Source organism: Paracoccus sp. TOH, from assembly GCF_030388245.1.
Lineage (GTDB): Bacteria > Pseudomonadota > Alphaproteobacteria > Rhodobacterales > Rhodobacteraceae > Paracoccus > Paracoccus simplex.
Genome location: NZ_CP098361.1, coordinates 250,835 through 266,827, shown reverse-complemented (window position 1 = coordinate 266,827; position 15,993 = coordinate 250,835). Strand labels below are relative to the sequence as shown.

General features: G+C 67.8%; 20 protein-coding genes and 2 tRNA genes. 16 read left to right on the top strand and 6 right to left on the bottom strand.

The genetic code is table 11. The features are described 5' to 3' along the window. Positions 1 to 39 precede the first annotated feature (39 nt). Positions 40 to 411, top strand: a complete 372-nt coding sequence (locus NBE95_RS11940; RefSeq protein WP_289895662.1) for a hypothetical protein — start codon at positions 40 to 42, stop codon at positions 409 to 411. Positions 412 to 462: 51 nt separating this feature from the next. Here the strand turns inward: NBE95_RS11940 and ftsY are convergent, their stop codons facing one another. Both ftsY and NBE95_RS11930 read right to left on the bottom strand, forming a co-directional pair. Further along, positions 463 to 1,527 (bottom strand): signal recognition particle-docking protein FtsY, encoded by a 1,065-nt coding sequence (ftsY, locus tag NBE95_RS11935; RefSeq protein WP_289895661.1) that lies wholly within the window; start codon positions 1,525 to 1,527, stop codon positions 463 to 465. A 127-nt stretch (positions 1,528 to 1,654) separates the two neighbouring features. Further along, positions 1,655 to 2,584, bottom strand: coding sequence for a class I fructose-bisphosphate aldolase (locus NBE95_RS11930; RefSeq protein ID WP_289895660.1), 930 nt, complete (start codon positions 2,582 to 2,584; stop codon positions 1,655 to 1,657). A 128-nt stretch (positions 2,585 to 2,712) separates the two neighbouring features. On the opposite strand from NBE95_RS11930, the gene NBE95_RS11925 reads away from it, so the two are divergent. Next, positions 2,713 to 2,937 carry a hypothetical protein gene (locus tag NBE95_RS11925; protein WP_289895659.1) on the top strand — a complete coding sequence of 75 codons (225 nt, stop codon included), beginning with the start codon at positions 2,713 to 2,715 and terminating at the stop codon, positions 2,935 to 2,937. 93 nt (positions 2,938 to 3,030) lie between these two features. Here the strand turns inward: NBE95_RS11925 and NBE95_RS11920 are convergent, their stop codons facing one another. Continuing rightward, on the bottom strand, positions 3,031 to 4,227 hold the full coding sequence (locus tag NBE95_RS11920) for a phosphoglycerate kinase (protein WP_289895658.1): 1,197 nt from the start codon (positions 4,225 to 4,227) through the stop codon (positions 3,031 to 3,033). Positions 4,228 to 4,406: 179 nt separating this feature from the next. Here NBE95_RS11920 and NBE95_RS11915 point away from each other — a divergent pair, with 179 nt between their 5' ends. The 4 genes from NBE95_RS11915 (at position 4,407) to NBE95_RS11900 (ending at position 6,641) form a co-directional block, all read left to right on the top strand. Continuing rightward, complete coding sequence (locus NBE95_RS11915; RefSeq protein WP_289895657.1) at positions 4,407 to 4,916, top strand: peptidylprolyl isomerase; 510 nt, start codon at positions 4,407 to 4,409, stop codon at positions 4,914 to 4,916. Further along, a complete protein-coding gene (locus tag NBE95_RS11910) occupies positions 4,906 to 5,511 on the top strand; it encodes a peptidylprolyl isomerase (RefSeq protein ID WP_289895656.1) in 606 nt (201 codons plus the stop codon). Before NBE95_RS11915 ends, NBE95_RS11910 begins: the two co-directional genes overlap by 11 nt. 62 nt (positions 5,512 to 5,573) lie before the next feature. Then, positions 5,574 to 6,029, top strand: a complete 456-nt coding sequence (locus tag NBE95_RS11905) for a YaiI/YqxD family protein (RefSeq protein WP_289895655.1) — start codon at positions 5,574 to 5,576, stop codon at positions 6,027 to 6,029. Positions 6,030 to 6,080: 51 nt separating this feature from the next. Continuing rightward, positions 6,081 to 6,641, top strand: a complete 561-nt coding sequence (locus NBE95_RS11900; protein ID WP_289895654.1) for a DUF2585 domain-containing protein — start codon at positions 6,081 to 6,083, stop codon at positions 6,639 to 6,641. A 169-nt stretch (positions 6,642 to 6,810) separates the two neighbouring features. Here NBE95_RS11900 and NBE95_RS11895 read toward each other — a convergent pair whose 3' ends face one another. Both NBE95_RS11895 and tyrS read right to left on the bottom strand, forming a co-directional pair. Further along, positions 6,811 to 7,227 (bottom strand): hypothetical protein, encoded by a 417-nt coding sequence (locus NBE95_RS11895; protein ID WP_289895653.1) that lies wholly within the window; start codon positions 7,225 to 7,227, stop codon positions 6,811 to 6,813. 131 nt (positions 7,228 to 7,358) lie between these two features. Further along, positions 7,359 to 8,603 (bottom strand): tyrosine--tRNA ligase, encoded by a 1,245-nt coding sequence (tyrS, locus tag NBE95_RS11890; RefSeq protein WP_289895652.1) that lies wholly within the window; start codon positions 8,601 to 8,603, stop codon positions 7,359 to 7,361. Positions 8,604 to 8,661: 58 nt separating this feature from the next. On the opposite strand from tyrS, the gene NBE95_RS11885 reads away from it, so the two are divergent. The 10 genes from NBE95_RS11885 (at position 8,662) to NBE95_RS11840 (ending at position 15,069) form a co-directional block, all read left to right on the top strand. Next, positions 8,662 to 9,765: an anhydro-N-acetylmuramic acid kinase gene (locus tag NBE95_RS11885; RefSeq protein WP_289895651.1), complete on the top strand. Its 1,104-nt coding sequence runs from the start codon at positions 8,662 to 8,664 to the stop codon at positions 9,763 to 9,765. A 152-nt stretch (positions 9,766 to 9,917) separates the two neighbouring features. Next, a complete protein-coding gene (locus NBE95_RS11880; RefSeq protein ID WP_289895650.1) occupies positions 9,918 to 10,706 on the top strand; it encodes a PRC-barrel domain-containing protein in 789 nt (262 codons plus the stop codon). 153 nt (positions 10,707 to 10,859) lie between these two features. Then, positions 10,860 to 10,936, top strand: a tRNA-Asp gene (locus NBE95_RS11875). 28 nt (positions 10,937 to 10,964) lie between these two features. Further along, positions 10,965 to 11,041: transfer RNA gene (locus NBE95_RS11870), tRNA-Asp, on the top strand. 176 nt (positions 11,042 to 11,217) lie between these two features. Next, a complete protein-coding gene (locus tag NBE95_RS11865; protein ID WP_019352027.1) occupies positions 11,218 to 11,679 on the top strand; it encodes a ClpXP protease specificity-enhancing factor SspB in 462 nt (153 codons plus the stop codon). An 85-nt stretch (positions 11,680 to 11,764) separates the two neighbouring features. Beyond that, entirely contained in the window at positions 11,765 to 12,319 is a 555-nt protein-coding gene (locus NBE95_RS11860; RefSeq protein WP_289895649.1) for a methyltransferase type 12, read from the top strand. Positions 12,320 to 12,404: 85 nt separating this feature from the next. Further along, positions 12,405 to 13,802: a class II fumarate hydratase gene (gene fumC / locus NBE95_RS11855; RefSeq protein WP_289895648.1), complete on the top strand. Its 1,398-nt coding sequence runs from the start codon at positions 12,405 to 12,407 to the stop codon at positions 13,800 to 13,802. Positions 13,803 to 13,804: 2 nt separating this feature from the next. Continuing rightward, a complete protein-coding gene (locus tag NBE95_RS11850) occupies positions 13,805 to 14,014 on the top strand; it encodes a DUF4169 family protein (RefSeq protein ID WP_289895647.1) in 210 nt (69 codons plus the stop codon). After that, entirely contained in the window at positions 14,001 to 14,264 is a 264-nt protein-coding gene (locus tag NBE95_RS11845) for a ribbon-helix-helix domain-containing protein (RefSeq protein ID WP_289895646.1), read from the top strand. Before NBE95_RS11850 ends, NBE95_RS11845 begins: the two co-directional genes overlap by 14 nt. A 64-nt stretch (positions 14,265 to 14,328) precedes the next feature. Then, positions 14,329 to 15,069, top strand: coding sequence for a YebC/PmpR family DNA-binding transcriptional regulator (locus NBE95_RS11840; protein ID WP_289895645.1), 741 nt, complete (start codon positions 14,329 to 14,331; stop codon positions 15,067 to 15,069). Positions 15,070 to 15,108: 39 nt separating this feature from the next. On the opposite strand, the gene NBE95_RS11835 is transcribed toward NBE95_RS11840, so the two are convergent. After that, positions 15,109 to 15,978, bottom strand: coding sequence for a LysR family transcriptional regulator ArgP (locus NBE95_RS11835; RefSeq protein ID WP_289895644.1), 870 nt, complete (start codon positions 15,976 to 15,978; stop codon positions 15,109 to 15,111). Positions 15,979 to 15,993 lie beyond the last annotated feature (15 nt).

The window sequence follows — 15,993 nt, the reverse complement described above, 5'->3', positions numbered from 1 at the left end:
AGGGGCGTTCCCCTTGGCAACCACAACCGGAGGAAACCGATGCGCCGCCTGCCCATCCTGCTGATCGCCCTTGTCGCCACCCCCGCGCTGGCCTCCTCCGAGGATGCCTGGGAGCAGTTCCGCCAGGATGTCGAGACCGCCTGCAGCGCGCTTGCCCCCGAAACGGGCGAGACGGCGATCGAGGTCAATCCCTTCGGCTCGGAAAGCTACGGCGCGGCGCTGCTGATCACCACGCTGGCCGATGGCGGGGTGGATCGCTACGTCTGCATCTACGACAAGCAGGCCGGAAGCGCCGAGCTGACCGCGCCCTTCACGCCGCCGCAGGACGTGGTCGAGCCGCAGGCCGATGCGGCGGGCAATGTCGCGCCGGCCGAGGACACCCGGACGGACGCGCATCTCGTCAAGCCGTGACGGCCGCGCCGGTCGCGCGGCCGCATGGGTATTTGAAAAACAGAGAAAGCTTCAGTCGAGCCCGACCAGCGCCCGCGCGAAGTCGCGGGCGTCGAAAGCGTCGAGATCGTCGATCTGCTCGCCGACGCCGATGGCATGGATCGGCAGGCCGAAACGGTCGGCCAGCGCCACCAGCACGCCGCCGCGCGCGGTGCCGTCGAGCTTGGTCATGACCAGGCCCGAGACATCGGCGAGCTTCTGGAAGGTCTCGACCTGGCTCAGGGCGTTCTGGCCGGTGGTGGCGTCCAGCACCAGCAGGGTATTGTGCGGGGCGGACGGATCCTTCTTGCGGATGACCCGGACGATCTTGGCCAGCTCCTCCATCAGGTCCTGCCGGTTCTGCAAGCGGCCGGCGGTGTCGATCATCAGAAGGTCGGCGCCCTCGGCCTCGGCCCGGGTCATGGCGTCGAAGGCGAGGCTGGCGGGGTCCGAGCCCTCGGGCGCGGTCATCACCGGCACGCCGGCGCGGCTTCCCCAGACCTGCAATTGTTCGACGGCGGCGGCGCGGAAGGTGTCGCCGGCCGCGATCACCACCTTCTTGCCCGCCGCCTTGAACTGGCTGGCGAGCTTGCCGATGGTGGTCGTCTTGCCCGAGCCGTTGACGCCCACCACCAGCACCACCTGCGGCCGTTTGGGATAGATCGGCAGCGGCTTCGCGACCGGGGTCATGATGCGGGCGATCTCGCCGGCCAGCAGCTCCTTCAGCTCGGTGGCCGAGATGCGGCGGCCCATGCGGCCCTCGGCGATATTGGCGGTGACGCGCAGCGCCGTCTCGACGCCCATATCGGCCTGGATCAGCATCTCCTCCAGCTCTTCCAGCATGGCGTCGTCCAGCTCGCGGCGCGGCTCGGCCGGGACGGGCGCGCGGCCGAAGATCCGGCCCAGCATCCCCGGCCGCGCGGCGGCATCGTCGGCCGGCTGGGCCTCTGGCACCGGGGCCGGCTGCGCCGCCGGTTCGGGTGCGGGGGCGGCCGGCGTTTTCGCGTCCGCGCCTTCCGAGACGATCTCGTCCAGCCCGTCGCCGATCTTCGACGAGGACCGCGTCAGCCGGTCGCGCAGCTTCGAGAAAAACGACATGCACCCATCCTTCTGTCCGTCGCCCGGAACTTAGGCGGTCCGGCCCGAAAGGAAAAGGGCGCCCGCACCGGACGCCCTTCTTCGTTGGGAAAATACCCCGGGGATGTGGGGCAGAGCCCCACGGCAATCAGGCCTTGCCCAGGTAGATGTCGACCAGCTTCTGCAGCATGTCCAGCGCATCCTCGCGCGAGCGCTGGAAGCTGTTGCGGCCGATGATCGAGCCGTTGCCGCCGCCGTCGCGGATGGCGCGGGCATCGTCATAGACCGCGTCCGCGCCCTTGGCGGCGCCGCCCGAGAACACCACGATGCGGCGGCCGTTGAAGGCCGACTGCATGCAATGCGCGACGCGCTTGGCCTGGGTCGAGATGTCGATGCCCTTGGCCTCGTAGACCTTTTTCGCTTCCGGCAGCATCAGGTGGTCCGTGGAGAGCTTGATCTTGATGACATGCGCGCCGATCAGCGCCGCGATCTGGGCGGCATAGGCGGCGATGTCGATGGCGGTCTCGCCGTCCTTGCTGATCGCCTCGCCGCGCGGATAGGACCAAACCACCGTCGCCACGCCCTTGGCGGCGGCTTCCTTGCGCATCTCGACGATCTCCTCGATCATGTCGAGCGCCATGTCCGAGCCCGGGTAGATGGTGAAGCCGATGGCCGAGCAGCCCAGCCGCAGCGCATCGTCCACCGAGGCGGTGATCGCCTGGTTCTTGCCGGCGGTGTCCGACATCAGCGAATTGGCCGAGTTCACCTTGAGGATGGTCGGGATCTGGCCGGCGAAGGTGTCGGCGCCCGCCTCGATCATGCCCAGCGGCGCGGCATAGGCGTTCAGCCCCGCGTCGATGGCCAGCTGGTAATGGTAATGCGGGTCGTAGCCGGCCGGGTTCGGGGCGAAGCTGCGCGCCGGGCCGTGTTCGAAGCCCTGGTCCACCGGCAGGATGATCATCTTGCCGGTGCCGGCCAGCTTGCCGGTCATCAGCATGCGGGCCAGCTGGGCCTTCACACCCGGCGCTTCGCCCTCGTAATGGGCGAGGATCTTGCGGACGGTCTCGGTCATCTGCATCGGGAACTCCATTTCTGAATGCGGGCTGATTAGCAGACCCGCCGGCAAGGGCAATTGCGGTTGCGCTAACGGGAACCTGACGCTTCCGTCATGCGTTGATCCTGCGTCGCAATCGGGAGGACATGCCGATGGCAAACGAAGATCCCGCAGGCATCCCCGAGCAGATCCGTCAGAACCGGCCGTTCTTCCTGGTCCTGGGACTGGCGTTCGTGATCTCGATCGGAACCTTTCTCTTCATCCTGTTTCTGGACACCGACTCGAAGGATATCGAGCGTAACGCGCCTCCGGCCGTGACTTCGCCCGCGCCCGCGCCCGCGCCGGCAGGGCAGGCAGGCACGCAAGCGAACGGATAAGGGCCGCGGCGTCGCCGGCGCGGCATCCCGCGGGTCCCGGAATGTCAAAAGGGGCCCGCAGGGCCCCTTTTTTCCGTTCCTTGCGACCGGAGTTCAGCGCTTCTGCAGCGCCGCCACGCCGGGCAGTTCCTTGCCCTCCATCCATTCCAGGAAGGCGCCGCCGGCGGTCGAGATGAAGGTGAAATCGCCCGAGACCCCGGCCTTGTTCAGCGCCGCCACGGTGTCGCCGCCGCCGGCGACCGAGATCAGCTTGCCTTCGCGCGTGAGCCGCGCCGCTTCCCGCGCGGCGGCATTGGTCGCGGCGTCGAACGGCGGGATCTCGAAGGCGCCGAGCGGGCCGTTCCAGATCAGCGTGCGGCAGGTCTCGAAGACCTCGCGGATCTTCGCCACCGTCGCCGGGCCGGCATCGAGGATCATCGCATCGGCCGGGCAGGCGTCGGCGGTCACCGTCTCGCTGGCGGCGCCGGCCTTGAACTCGCGCGCCACCACCACGTCCACCGGCAGGTGGATGGTGCAGCCGGTCTTGCCGGCCTTTTCGAGGATGTCGCGGGCCGTGCCGGCCATGTCGCGTTCGGCCAGCGACTTGCCGACCTCGACATCCTGCGCCACCAGGAAGGTATTGGCCATGCCGCCGCCGATCACCAGGTGATCCACCTGCTCGATCAGGTTGCCGAGCAGGTCGAGCTTGGTCGAGACCTTGGCGCCGCCGACCACCGCCACCACCGGGCGCTGCGGATTGCCGAGCGCGGCGTCCAGCGCCTTCAGCTCCGCCTCCATCAGCCGGCCGGCGGCGGCGGGCAGCAGCCGCGCGATGCCCTCGGTCGAGGCATGTGCCCGGTGCGCGGCCGAGAAGGCGTCGTTCACATAGGCCTGACCCAGCGCCGCCAGCGAGGCGGCGAAGGTCGCGTCGTTGGTTTCCTCGCCCGGATAGAAGCGGGTGTTCTCCAGCAGCAGCACGTCGCCCTTGGCCAGATCGGCCACGGCGCGCTTGGCCGGGCCGCCGATGGCCTCCTCGGCGAATTTCACCGGCTGGCCGAGTGCCTTCTCCAGCGCCGGGACCACCACCTTCAGGCTCATCGACTCGACGCGCTGGCCCTTGGGGCGGTCGAAATGCGCCAGCAGCACCGGGATGCCGCCCCGGGCCTGGATGTCCTTGACGGTCGGCACGATCTTTTCGATCCGGGTGGCGTCGGTGACCTGGCCATCCTCGACCGGGACGTTCACGTCCACGCGGACAAGCACCACCTTGCCGTCAAGCTCCAGGTCGTCGATCGTGTTGAAATCCGTCATGTCCTCGTCCCTTTCCTGATGGGCTCCGGCGCCCGTGCGCGGGTTTTCCCGCATCATGACATTTTCGTCAACCGGCCCCGCAATCATGGACGGCGACGAACCGCCGGGGGCAATGGCGGCGTTGTATGGGCGGGACGAAATGCTTATGCCTTTGCCCAAGCCATCAGAAGGAGACCCCCATGGCCGAGATCAAGGATCCCGAAAACACGGTCATCATCGAGCTGAAGGACGGCCCGGTGGTGATCGAGCTGCTGCCCGATGTCGCCCCCAAACATGCCGAGCGCATGAAGGAACTGGCCCGGGCGGGGAAATACGACAACGTGGCTTTCCACCGCGTGATCGAGGGTTTCATGGCCCAGACCGGCGACGTGGAACATGCCAACATGGAAAACAACTACAACCCCGGCCGGGCCGGCACCGGCGGTTCGGACCTGCCGGACCTGCCGGCCGAGTTCTCGCGCCTGCCGCATGACCGCGGCACGCTGGGCGCGGCGCGGTCGATGAACCCGAACTCGGCCAACAGCCAGTTCTTCATCAACTTCAAGGACAACCATTTCCTGAACGGCCAGTATACCGTCTATGGCCGCGTCATCGAGGGCATGGAACATGTCGACAAGATCGTCCGCGGCGAGCCGCCGGCGAATCCCGACCGGATGATCTCGGTGAAGGTGGCGGCCGATGCTGAATAAGCTGCTGGCCTCTGCCCTGCTGCTGGTCGCCGGCGCGGCCGCCCATCCGGTGCTGGCCGAGGGCCTGCCGGGCGTCACCGACGGGCCCGGCCCGAACCTGGTGATCGAGGTCGCCGACGCCAAGGGCGCGGCCAAGGGCAAGATCGTGCTGGATCTTTATAACGACAAGGCGCCGAAACATGTCGAGCGGCTGATGACGCTGGCAAAATCCGGCGCCTATGACGGGGTGGTGTTCCATCGGGTCATCGACGGGTTCATGGCGCAGACCGGCGACGTGGAGTTCGGCAAACATGGCGGCGATACCGCGCGGGCGGGCATGGGCGGCTCGAACATGCCGGACCTGCCGGCCGAGTTCAACGATGTCAGCTTCCAGGCCGGCACCGTGGGCATGGCGCGCTCGCAGGATCCGGACAGCGCCAACAGCCAGTTCTTCATCGACCTGGCGCCGGCGACCTTCCTGGACGGGCAATATACCGTGGTCGGCCAGCTGGTCGATGGCTGGGAGGTGCTGAACGCCGTCAAGAAGGGCGATCCGGCCGCGAACGGTGCCGTGGTCGAGCCCGACTACATGGTCAAGGTGACGGTCGCGGAATAATCCCGCCGTCCGACCCCGAAGCCCCGCGCTCTGCGCGGGGCTTTTCTTCGACGAGGCCCCGCATGACGACGCTTTACATCGACGCCGATGCCTGCCCGGTCAAACCCGAGGCCGAGCGGGTCGCGACCCGGCTGCGCGTGCCGATGGTGCTGGTCTGCAATGGCGGGCTGCGGCCGCCGGCCAATCCTTTCGTGTCCTTGCGGATCGTGCCGGATGGCCCGGACGAGGCCGACAAGTGGATCGCCGCGCATTGCGGGCCGGGCGACGTGGTGGTCACCACCGACCTGCCGCTGGCCGACCGCTGCCTCAAGGCCGGCGCGCAGGTCGTGCAGCCGGACGGCGAGGTGCTGACGCCGGCCAATATCGGCCCGCGGTTGGCGACCCGCGACCTGATGCAGGACATCCGCGCCGCCGATCCCTTTCACCAGGGCCGCGGCGGCGGCTTCGGCAAGGCCGAGCGGACACGGTTTCTGCAAGCGCTGGACCGGGTGATGGCGGCGGCGCTGCGCACGGGCTAGCCTGCGGGCCATGGACAGCGCCTTGCAGCAATGATTTCAGGACCCATCATCATGTTCACGCGCCGATCTGCCGCTTTCTGGGCGACCTTCCTCATCATCCTCCTGGCCGCCGCCTGGCTGCTCTGGATCGGGCGAGAGCCGATCTGCAGATGCGGCTTCGTCAAGCTGTGGCATGGCGAGACGATGAGCTCTGAGAATTCGCAGCATCTCGCCGACTGGTATACGCCGTCGCATGTCATCCACGGGCTGCTGTTCTATGCCGGCTTGTGGCTGGTGGCGCGGCGCCTGCCTTTCGGCTGGCGGCTGACGATCGCGACGCTGGTCGAAGCCGCCTGGGAGATCGTCGAGAATTCCGACGCCATCATCGAACGCTACCGCGCGGTGACCATCTCGCTGGACTATTATGGCGACAGCGTGATCAATTCGGTCGCGGACATTCTGGCGATGGTGCTGGGCTTTGCGCTGGCGGCGCGGTTGCCGGTCTGGGCCTCGGTCGCCATGGTGATCGGTTTCGAGGCGCTGACCGCCTGGCTGATCCGCGACGGGCTGGCGCTGAACGTGCTGATGCTGCTTTGGCCGATGGACGCGGTGCGGGCGTGGCAGGGCGGGTGAGGGGGCGGATGGCGGTGTGGTGGTCAAGGACCCCAAAACGGTCACTCGGCAGCTTCCGCCCTTGTTTCCGCCTGCCACCATCTCAGCCAATGCGCAGTGCCTCGGCCCGCCTCGCGGGCGCATTGGCTCGTTCGTTTCACGCCCGGGCTGTTTTGCTTTTCCAACGTGCCTATGCCGGCGGATAGCTCGGCGACGGTCGCGTCGCGAGCGTGATGAGGTTGCCGTCGGGATCGCGCACTTGCGCCAGCGTCGAATAGTCGCCCTCGATGTCGTCGCCCAGTACGATCCCCAGGCTATGCAACCGACGGCGCTCGACCGCCACATCGTCCACGATAAGGAATAGCGCCCCTGTGCTGGCGATTTCAGCGTCGGTTGAAAGCCCCACCCCGGCCTGATCGAACAGCTCCCATTGCACCAGCGAGTCCATCGGCCTGTTACTTGGTCCGCGACCAAATAATTTCGCATACCAGGCTTCGGCAGCAACGAGATCTGCGGTCAGCAGGAAGGTGTAGATCCTATGCAGCGCCATTTGTCCTCTTCGGGTCAGGCGAATTGGGAACGCCATCCGGACCGGCAAGGTTCCCATGATATTCTTCTTAGGATTGAACGGCCCTTTGTCCGCTGAACTGGCGCTATAAGAGACGCGGAAACATAAGAGACGCGGAAACCACCTCTCCGGGAACGAAAAAGGCCGGCGCTTCCCCGCCGGCCCCTTTCTCACCCCACCTGCACCATGCGGTGCTTCTTCTTGCCGACCGAGATCTTCATCCCGTCGCCGATCAGTGCCGCATCCACGGCAAACTGGGGGTCGGACACGGCCTCGTTGTTCAGCCGCAACCCGCCCTCGGCGATCAGGCGCTTGGCCTCTTTCCCCGAGGCGGTGATGCCGGTCTGCGCCAGCAGCTGCACCACGGTCAGCCCGCCGGCCAGCGCGTCGGCGGCGATGGTCACCACCTCCAGATCGCCGCCGGCGCCGCCCTGCTCGAAGACCTCGCGCGCGGTCGCCTCGGCCGATGCCGCCGCCTCGGCGCCGTGCAGGAGCGTCGTTACCGCGTTGGCCAGAATGATCTTGGCGGCGTTGATCTCGGAGCCTGAAAGCCGGCCCAGGCGGTCGCATTCCTCGACCGGCAGCTCGGTATAGAGCTTCAGGAACCGGCCGACATCGGCATCGGTGGTGTTGCGCCAGAACTGCCAGAACTCATAGGGCGACAGCATGGCGCCGTTCAGCCAGACCGCACCGCCGGCCGACTTGCCCATCTTGCGGCCGTCCGAGGTGGTCAGAAGCGGCGAGGTCAGGCCCCAGATCTCGGCATCCAGCACCCGGCGCGTCAGGTCGATGCCGTTGACGATATTGCCCCACTGGTCCGAGCCGCCCATCTGCAGCCGGCAATCATAGCGCCGGTAAAGCTCGAGGAAGTCATAGGCCTGCAGGATCATGTAGTTGAATTCGAGGAAGCTCAGCGATTGCTCGCGGTCCAGCCGCGACTTGACCGATTCGAAGCTCAGCATCCGGTTGACGCTGAAATGCCGGCCGATGTCGCGCAGGAAATCCAGGTAGTTCAGGCTGTCCAGCCATTCGGCGTTGTTGAGCATCGCCGCGCGGCCATCGCCGTAATCGAGATAGCGGGCGAAGACCTGCTGCATGCCGTCGATGTTCGACCGGATCGCGTCCGGGGTCAGCAGCGGCCGCTCTTCGCTGCGGAAACTGGGGTCGCCGACCTTGGTGGTGCCGCCGCCCATCAGGGTGATCGGGCGGTTGCCGGTCTTCTGGAACCAGCGCAGCATCATGATGTTCAGCAGGTGGCCCACATGCAGGCTGGCCGCCGTCGCGTCATAACCGATATATGCCGTGACCGGGCCGTTGATCAGGGCTTCGTCCAGCGCCTGCATGTCGGTGCAGTCCGCCAGATAGCCGCGTTCGATCATCACGTTCAGGAAATCGGATTTGGCACGGTAGGTCATGGGCTGTTCCTTTCGAATGGCGCGGATATACCGTTGGGGCATGAAAAGGGAAAGCAGGATGATCCGGGCGCTGGGGATGATGTCGGGAACCTCGCTGGACGGGGTGGACGCGGCGATGATCGAGACCGACGGGACGCGCATCGCCGGTTTCGGCCGCAGCGCCTATCGCGCCTATTCCGGCAATGAATCGGGCCTCCTGCACGCGGCGCTGGGGCAATGGCCGGGCGGGCCGGACGTGGCCGAGGCGGCCGAGCTGTCGGTCGCCGCCCATGCCGCGCTGGCCGAAGCCTTCCCCGAGACGGAGCTGGTCGGCTATCACGGCCAGACCCTGGCGCATGATCCTGCCGGGCGCGGCACCCACCAGGCCGGCTGCGGCGCGGCGCTGGCGCGGCGGCTGGGCCGGCCGGTGGTCTGGGATTTCCGCTCCGAGGACGTGCGCCAGGGCGGCGAGGGGGCGCCGCTGGCGCCCTTCTTCCACTGGGCCTGCGCCGAATGGGCGATGGGGCAGGGGCTTTTGCCGCGCATTCCGGTCGGGTTCCTGAACCTGGGCGGCGTCGGCAACCTGACCTTCGTCGATCCCGCCGCCGGCGCGCCCGAGGCGCCGGGGGCCTGCGTCGCCTTCGACACCGGCCCGGCCAATGCGCCGGTGAACGACCTGATGCGCGCCCGGCGCGGGCTGGCGCGGGACGAGGGTGGGCGGCTCGCCCTGCTGGGCCAGCCGGACGCGGCGGTGATCGCCCGCTTCCTGGACCATCCGCATTTCGCCCGGGCTCTGCCGAAATCGCTGGACCGCGACGCCTTCCCGGCGCTGGCGGCCGAGGTGGCGGGCCTGTCCGATGCCGATGCGGCGGCGACGCTGACCCATGCCGCGGCGGCTGCGGTGGCGGCCGGGCTGGCGGCGCTGGACCGGGCGCCGGAACTGGTGCTGGTTTGCGGCGGCGGCCGCCATAACGCGGCGATGATGGCGGCGCTGGCGGCGCGGCTGCCGGTCCGCGTCGCCCCGGTCGAGGCGGCGGGGCTCGACGGCGACATGCTCGAGGCGCAGGCCTTCGGCTGGCTCGCCGTGCGGGTGCTGCGCGGGCTGCCGACCTCGGGGCCCGGCACCACCGGCGCGCCGGGCCCGGTCTGCGGCGGCCGGATCAGCCACCCGCCGGGCCGTTGAATCGGCGCGGTTTTTCCCGCCGGCGGATTTCCGCCTTCTGCCTGTTCGCGGGGCGGGAACCGGGGAACGATGCCGGGAATGGCGGCGTTTGCCTGCCATGAGACGGCGCCCAAGCCGTCCGTGACGAAAGACAACCGGAAAGGACATCGTCCATGAAACCTCTTGTCATTGCCGCCACCACCCTGGCTTTGGCGGGCGCGGCCTTCGCGCAGACCGAGACCGCCACGCCGCCGGCGATGCCGGCCGAGCAGGCCCAGGACGCCGCCACCGCTGCCGAGGGCGCTGCCGAGCAGGCCGGACAGGCCGCCGAGCAGGCCGCCGACGAAACCGGCACCGCCGCGACCGAGGCCGCCGACACCGCCGCGGATGCGGCCGCCGAGGCGGGCGACGCCGCTGCCGAGGCTGCGGATGACGCCGCCGATGCCGCCGCCGGCATGGGCGAGCAGGCCGCCGATACCGCCGCCGGCGCCGCCGACGATGCCGCTGGCGCTGCCGACGACGCGGCTGCCGCGGCGGACGATGCCGCTGCCGCCGCCGAGGACGCGGCCGCCGAGGCGCCGGTCACGCCGCCCGACGTGAAGGCCCCGGCGATCTCGGAAGCCGATCCCGGCGTGCTGTCGAGCTGGGTCACCAGCCGGCGCATCTGGACCACCAACCAGCCCTCGACCACCGAATGGGTGGATCCGCAGGTCGAGGAGCGCCCGGCCGAATGGCAGGACATCGCCAAGGTCAACGACATCGTGCTGGACGATTCGGGCCAGGTCGTCGGCTATATCGCCGATATCGGCGGTTTCCTGGGCATCGGCGCCAAGAAAGTGCTGCTGGGCGTGGATGCCATCCACCTGATCACGGTGGGCAACGACACCTTCTTCGCCACCAACTACACCAAGGCCGAGTTGGAGGCGCTGCCCGATTTCGACGAGAAGACCGTGCGGAAATAGGGCCTGCCTGTCTTGTTTTCCCGGTCTTGGGGGCGCCTTTCGGGGCGCCCCTTCATTTTTGCGCAAGATCGGTCAAGATCGGCCTTGACGCCACCCGCCCCCGTGCGTAAACCCCCTCGCACCCCGGACGGCGATCCGGGGGAAGTGGTCTGCGCGGTTGTAGCTCAGTTGGTTAGAGTACCGGCCTGTCACGCCGGGGGTCGCGGGTTCGAGCCCCGTCAACCGCGCCACCACCACCATATATCGCCGAAAAGATGCGCGGTTGTAGCTCAGTTGGTTAGAGTACCGGCCTGTCACGCCGGGGGTCGCGGGTTCGAGCCCCGTCAACCGCGCCATCTTTCCCCCTTGATCCCCTTTGGGCCCATGGCTTTGCGGCCGCGCTTCCGGCGCGGCTTTCCGAGTATTCGGGCAACGAAGAAGCCGGCCGGCAGCGGTGCCCGGCAGCGGCGCTAGGGGCTTTTCAAGCCGCCTCAATTCCCTATGCTGACCCCCAATCACGACGGAGGACGCCATGGCACGCGGAATAGATTACGGCGGAATGATGCACCGGGCCATGCAGCGGCTGATCGCCGAGGTGCTGCAATCCGTGGCCAGCGACGGGCTGCCGGGCGAGCATCATTTCTTCATCACCTTCGACACCCGTGATTCGGATGTCGAGATGGCCGACTGGCTGCGCGAGCGCTATCCCGAGGAGATGACCATCGTCATCCAGCACTGGTTCGATGATCTCGAGGTCACGCCCGAGGGTTTCCGCATCACGCTGAATTTCGGCAACTCTCCCGAGCCGCTCTACATTCCTTTCGACGCCCTGCGCACCTTCGTGGACCCGTCGGTCGAATTCGGCCTGCGCTTCGAGAACCACGAGGAAGAGGAGGACGAGGAGGACGAGGCCGACCCCGCGCCCGAGGAGCCGGGAGAGGAGGGCCCCAAGGGCGGCGCCGAGGTGGTCAGCCTCGACAAGTGGCGGAAATAGCCCGCCTGCCTCGGCCGGCCCGTCACGGTGCTGTCACCGGCAGGCCATAGAGGCGGAAACCGGCATCCTTGCAGGAGAAACCCGTTTGTCCGACCTGTCGCTTTTCCTGGGCCAGTTTCTGCGCCGACCCTCCGAGATCCGCGCCATTGCCCCGACCGGGCGCGCCACCGCGGCCGAAATGGCGCGGCTGGTCACGCCGCAGATGGAGGCGGTGGCCGAGATCGGCGCCGGCACCGGCACCATCACCCGCGCCATCCTGGCCACCGGCCTGCCGCCGCAGAGGCTGGAGCTTTACGAGCTGAACGCCGCCTTCTGCGCCCGGCTGGGCGAGCGGTTTCCGGGCACGCGGGTCCACAACCTGCCGGCGCAGGAGATGGTCAATGTCGGACGCCAGGGACTCGACGCGGTGATCTCGGGTGTGCCGACCCTGCCGATGCCCGACGAGCTGCAGGCCGCCATCGTCGGCGCGGCGCTGTCGATGATGAAGCCGGGCGCGCCCTTCGTGCAGATCACCTATGGCCCGCTGCCGCCGCTGTCCGAGGCGGTGCGGGCGCGGTTCGGCCTGAGCCATCGCAAAAGCCGCCGGATCTGGGCCAACCTGCCGCCGGCCCGCGTCTATGTCTTTCGCCAGTCGCCGTGAGCGCTAACTGCATACTTTCGCATACCAATTGCGAATCCGGCACGCCGGGGCTACAAGGCCGGCAGAACCGTGAGGGATATCCGACATGACCAAGACCACCCGCACCGAGACCGACAGCTTCGGCCCGCTGGAAGTGCCGGCCGACAAGTATTGGGGGGCGCAGACCCAGCGCTCGATCCAGAACTTCCCCATCGGCTGGGAAAAGCAGCCGGTTGCCATCGTGCGTGCGCTGGGGGTGATCAAGCAGGCGGCCGCCGAGGTGAACATGGCCACCGGCAAGCTGGACCCCGAGATCGGCAAGGCGATGGTGCAGGCGGCCTCGGAAGTCGTCGCCGGCAAGTTCGACGACAACTTCCCGCTGGTGGTCTGGCAGACCGGCTCGGGCACGCAGTCGAACATGAACGCCAACGAGGTGGTCAGCAACCGCGCCATCGAGATCCTGGGCGGCGAGCTGGGTTCCAAGAAGCCGGTCCATCCGAACGACCATGTGAACATGGGCCAGTCCTCGAACGACACCTTCCCGACCGCGATGCATGTCGCCATCGCCATGCAGGCGCGCGACGTGCTGCTGCCGGGGCTGGAAAAGCTGCACCAGGCGCTGGTGGCGAAGTCCGAGGAATTCAAGGACATCATCAAGATCGGCCGCACCCATACCCAGGACGCGACGCCGCTGACCCTGGGCCAGGAATTCGGCGGCTATGCGCATCAGGTCCAGAAGGGCATTGAGCGGGTCAAGCTGGCCTTGGGCGACATCTACGAGCTGGCGCAGGGCGGCACCGCCGTCGGCACCGGCCTGAGCACCAAGAAGGGCTGGGACACGGCCATCGCCGCCGCGATCGCCAAGATCACCGGCCTGCCCTTCGTCACCGCGCCGAACAAGTTCGAGGCGCTGGCCGCGCATGACGCGATGGTGTTCTTCTCGGGCGCGCTGAAGACCGTCGCCGGCTCGCTGTTCAAGATCGCCAACGACATGCGGCTGTTGGGCTCGGGCCCGCGTTCCGGCCTGGGTGAGCTGATCCTGCCGGAAAACGAGCCGGGCTCGTCGATCATGCCCGGCAAGGTCAACCCGACCCAGGCCGAGGCGCTGACCATGGTCTGCGCCCATGTCATGGGCAATGACGCCGCCATCGGCTTTGCCGGGTCGCAGGGTCATTTCGAGCTGAACGTCTACAACCCGATGATGTCCTATAACGTGCTGCAATCCATGCAGCTTCTGGGCGATGCGGCGGGATCCTTCACCGACAACATGGTGGTCGGCACCAAGGCCAATGTCGAGCGCATCGAGAAGCTGATGAAGGAATCGCTGATGCTGGTGACGGCGCTGGCGCCGACCATCGGCTATGACAATGCCACCAAGGTGGCCAAGACCGCGCACAAGAACGGCACCACGCTGCGCGAGGAGGCGATTGCGCTGGGCTTCGTCGATGGCGAGACCTTCGACCGCATCGTCCGCCCCGAGCAGATGATCGGTCCGGCAGACTGATCTTGACCGGGTCCGGTTCAGGCAAGGTCGTGAACCTGCGGGCGGCGCGCAAGACCGCCGCCCGCGATGCCGCCCGCAAGCAGGGCGACGCGAATGCGGCGAAGTTCGGCCGCAGCAAGGGCCAGAAGCTCGCCGAGAAGGACGCCGCGGTGCGGGCCGCCCGCCATCTGGACCAGCACCGCCGCGAGGTTCCCGAGAATGGCGACGAATGAGCCGCCTGCCGCGCCGCCGCTGCCGCCGATGTCGGCGCCGGTCAAGCGCTCGGTCACCATCGGCGGGCACCGCACCTCGGTCAGCCTGGAGGATGCGTTCTGGCGCGAGCTGCGCGCGCTGGCCCGCGCCGGGGGACGCACCACCGCGGCGCTGATCGCCCAGATCGACGCCGCCCGCCCGCCCGAGGTGGGGCTGGCCACGGCACTGCGGCTTTACGTGCTGGCCGAGATCGTCCGGAATCGGGCGTAACGCTTGCGGCGCCGGCCCTGGCTGACTAAAAGCCGCTGCACATATCCAAATTCCGGGACATACCATGGCAGGCCATAGCAAATGGGCCAATATCCAGCATCGCAAGGGCAAGCAGGACAAGCTGCGCTCGAAGCTGTTTTCGAAACTGGCCAAAGAAATCACCGTCGCCGCCAAGATGGGCGACCCTGACCCCGAGAAGAACCCGCGGCTACGCCTTGCGGTGAAGGAAGCCAAGTCGAACTCGGTGCCGAAGGACGTGATCGACCGCGCCATCAAGAAATCGCAGGGCGGCGATGCCGAGAACTACGACGAGATCCGCTACGAGGGCTACGGCCCGAACGGCATCGCCATCATCGTCGAGGCGATGACCGACAACCGCAACCGCACCGCCTCGAACGTGCGCAGCTATTTCACCAAGTATGGCGGCGACCTGGGGCAGACCGGCTCGGTCAGCTTCATGTTCGACCGCAAGGGCGAGATTCTCTACAACCCCGAGGCCGGCGATGCCGACACGGTGATGCTGGCCGCCATCGAGGCCGGGGCCGAGGATGTCGAGAGCGACGAGGACGGGCACTGGATCTATACCTCGGATACCGACCTGGCCGAGGTCTCGAATGCGCTGGAGGCCAGCCTGGGCGAATCCGAACATGCCAAGCTGATCTGGAAGCCGCAGGCCCCGACCGAGATCGACCTGGAGACCGCGCAGAAGCTGATGAAGCTGCTGGACGCGCTGGAGGACGACGACGACGTGCAGAATGTCACCGGGAATTTCGACATTCCCGAGGATGTGGCGGCGCAGCTTTGAACTTCCGCCTCCGGCGGGGGTATTTGGGCAACAGAGAAATCAGGGTCGCAGGTCTGCTGCGGCCCTTTTTCTTATGGCGGCGGTCAGGGGGGCAAGGGCGGGGGCCATGGCGCGCTGGACATGCCAATGCAGCGCCACGTCCAGCGGCAGGCCGGGGACCAGCGGCCGCAGCCGGCCGTCGCGCAGCGCCGGGGCGGCCATGCTTTCGGGGATCATGCCCCAGCCAAGACCGAGTGCCACCGCGCGGGCAAAGGGTTCCGAGGCCGGGATCCGGTGGCCGGGCAGGTGCAGGCGCTTGCCGGTGGCGCGTTCGGCCCAGCGGGATTGCAGCGCGTCCTTGGCGTTGAAGATGATCGTCGGGGCGGCGCGCAGGGCGGGTTCGGTCACGCCGTTCGGGAAATGCCGGGCCAGGAAATCCGGCGCGGCCAGCGCCTGGTAGCGCATCGCGCCCAAGCGCAGCGCGTCGCAGCCCGGCACCGGGTCGGGGTCCGAACTGATCGCCGCCGAGACCTGGCCCTGGCGCAGCCAGTCGCGGGCGTGGTCCTGGTCGTCCAACACCAGGTCGTAAAGCACCGGCAGCGCCGCCATCACCGGCGGGAACCAGGTGGCCAGGCTGTCGGCATTCACCGCCAGCCGCAGCACCGCCGGGCCGGCGGATGGCTGCAGCCCGGTCGCAAGCGTGCTTTCCAGCAGCCGCACCTGGTCGAGATGCTGCATCAGCCGCAGCCCGGTCTCGGTCCCGGTGGCGGGCGGGCCGCGATGGATCAGCACCTGGCCCAGCCGTTCCTCGAGCCCCTTGATGCGCTGCGAGACCGCCGAAGGGGTGACGCCGAGCGCCGCGGCCGCGGCCTCGAAGCTGCCGCGGCGGATGATCTCGGACAGGGCGCTGAGCGCGGCATAGTCAAGCATGAAGCCAGCCTTAAC

Excerpts from the sequence above, each read along its gene's own strand:
- NBE95_RS11900 (WP_289895654.1), top strand. The coding sequence starts at position 6,081 with ATGTTCACGCGCCGATCTGCCGCTTTCTGGGCGACCTTCCTCATCATC.
- NBE95_RS11905 (WP_289895655.1), top strand. The coding sequence starts at position 5,574 with ATGACGACGCTTTACATCGACGCCGATGCCTGCCCGGTCAAACCCGAG.
- NBE95_RS11895 (WP_289895653.1), bottom strand. The coding sequence starts at position 7,227 with ATGGGAACCTTGCCGGTCCGGATGGCGTTCCCAATTCGCCTGACCCGA.
- NBE95_RS11840 (WP_289895645.1), top strand. The coding sequence starts at position 14,329 with ATGGCAGGCCATAGCAAATGGGCCAATATCCAGCATCGCAAGGGCAAG.
- NBE95_RS11920 (WP_289895658.1), bottom strand. The coding sequence starts at position 4,227 with ATGACGGATTTCAACACGATCGACGACCTGGAGCTTGACGGCAAGGTG.
- NBE95_RS11885 (WP_289895651.1), top strand. The coding sequence starts at position 8,662 with ATGATCCGGGCGCTGGGGATGATGTCGGGAACCTCGCTGGACGGGGTG.
- NBE95_RS11925 (WP_289895659.1), top strand. The coding sequence starts at position 2,713 with ATGGCAAACGAAGATCCCGCAGGCATCCCCGAGCAGATCCGTCAGAAC.
- NBE95_RS11880 (WP_289895650.1), top strand. The coding sequence starts at position 9,918 with ATGAAACCTCTTGTCATTGCCGCCACCACCCTGGCTTTGGCGGGCGCG.
- NBE95_RS11865 (WP_019352027.1), top strand. The coding sequence starts at position 11,218 with ATGGCACGCGGAATAGATTACGGCGGAATGATGCACCGGGCCATGCAG.
- NBE95_RS11930 (WP_289895660.1), bottom strand. The coding sequence starts at position 2,584 with ATGCAGATGACCGAGACCGTCCGCAAGATCCTCGCCCATTACGAGGGC.
- NBE95_RS11845 (WP_289895646.1), top strand. The coding sequence starts at position 14,001 with ATGGCGACGAATGAGCCGCCTGCCGCGCCGCCGCTGCCGCCGATGTCG.
- ftsY (WP_289895661.1), bottom strand. The coding sequence starts at position 1,527 with ATGTCGTTTTTCTCGAAGCTGCGCGACCGGCTGACGCGGTCCTCGTCG.
- NBE95_RS11910 (WP_289895656.1), top strand. The coding sequence starts at position 4,906 with ATGCTGAATAAGCTGCTGGCCTCTGCCCTGCTGCTGGTCGCCGGCGCG.
- NBE95_RS11915 (WP_289895657.1), top strand. The coding sequence starts at position 4,407 with ATGGCCGAGATCAAGGATCCCGAAAACACGGTCATCATCGAGCTGAAG.
- NBE95_RS11940 (WP_289895662.1), top strand. The coding sequence starts at position 40 with ATGCGCCGCCTGCCCATCCTGCTGATCGCCCTTGTCGCCACCCCCGCG.
- NBE95_RS11835 (WP_289895644.1), bottom strand. The coding sequence starts at position 15,978 with ATGCTTGACTATGCCGCGCTCAGCGCCCTGTCCGAGATCATCCGCCGC.
- tyrS (WP_289895652.1), bottom strand. The coding sequence starts at position 8,603 with ATGACCTACCGTGCCAAATCCGATTTCCTGAACGTGATGATCGAACGC.
- fumC (WP_289895648.1), top strand. The coding sequence starts at position 12,405 with ATGACCAAGACCACCCGCACCGAGACCGACAGCTTCGGCCCGCTGGAA.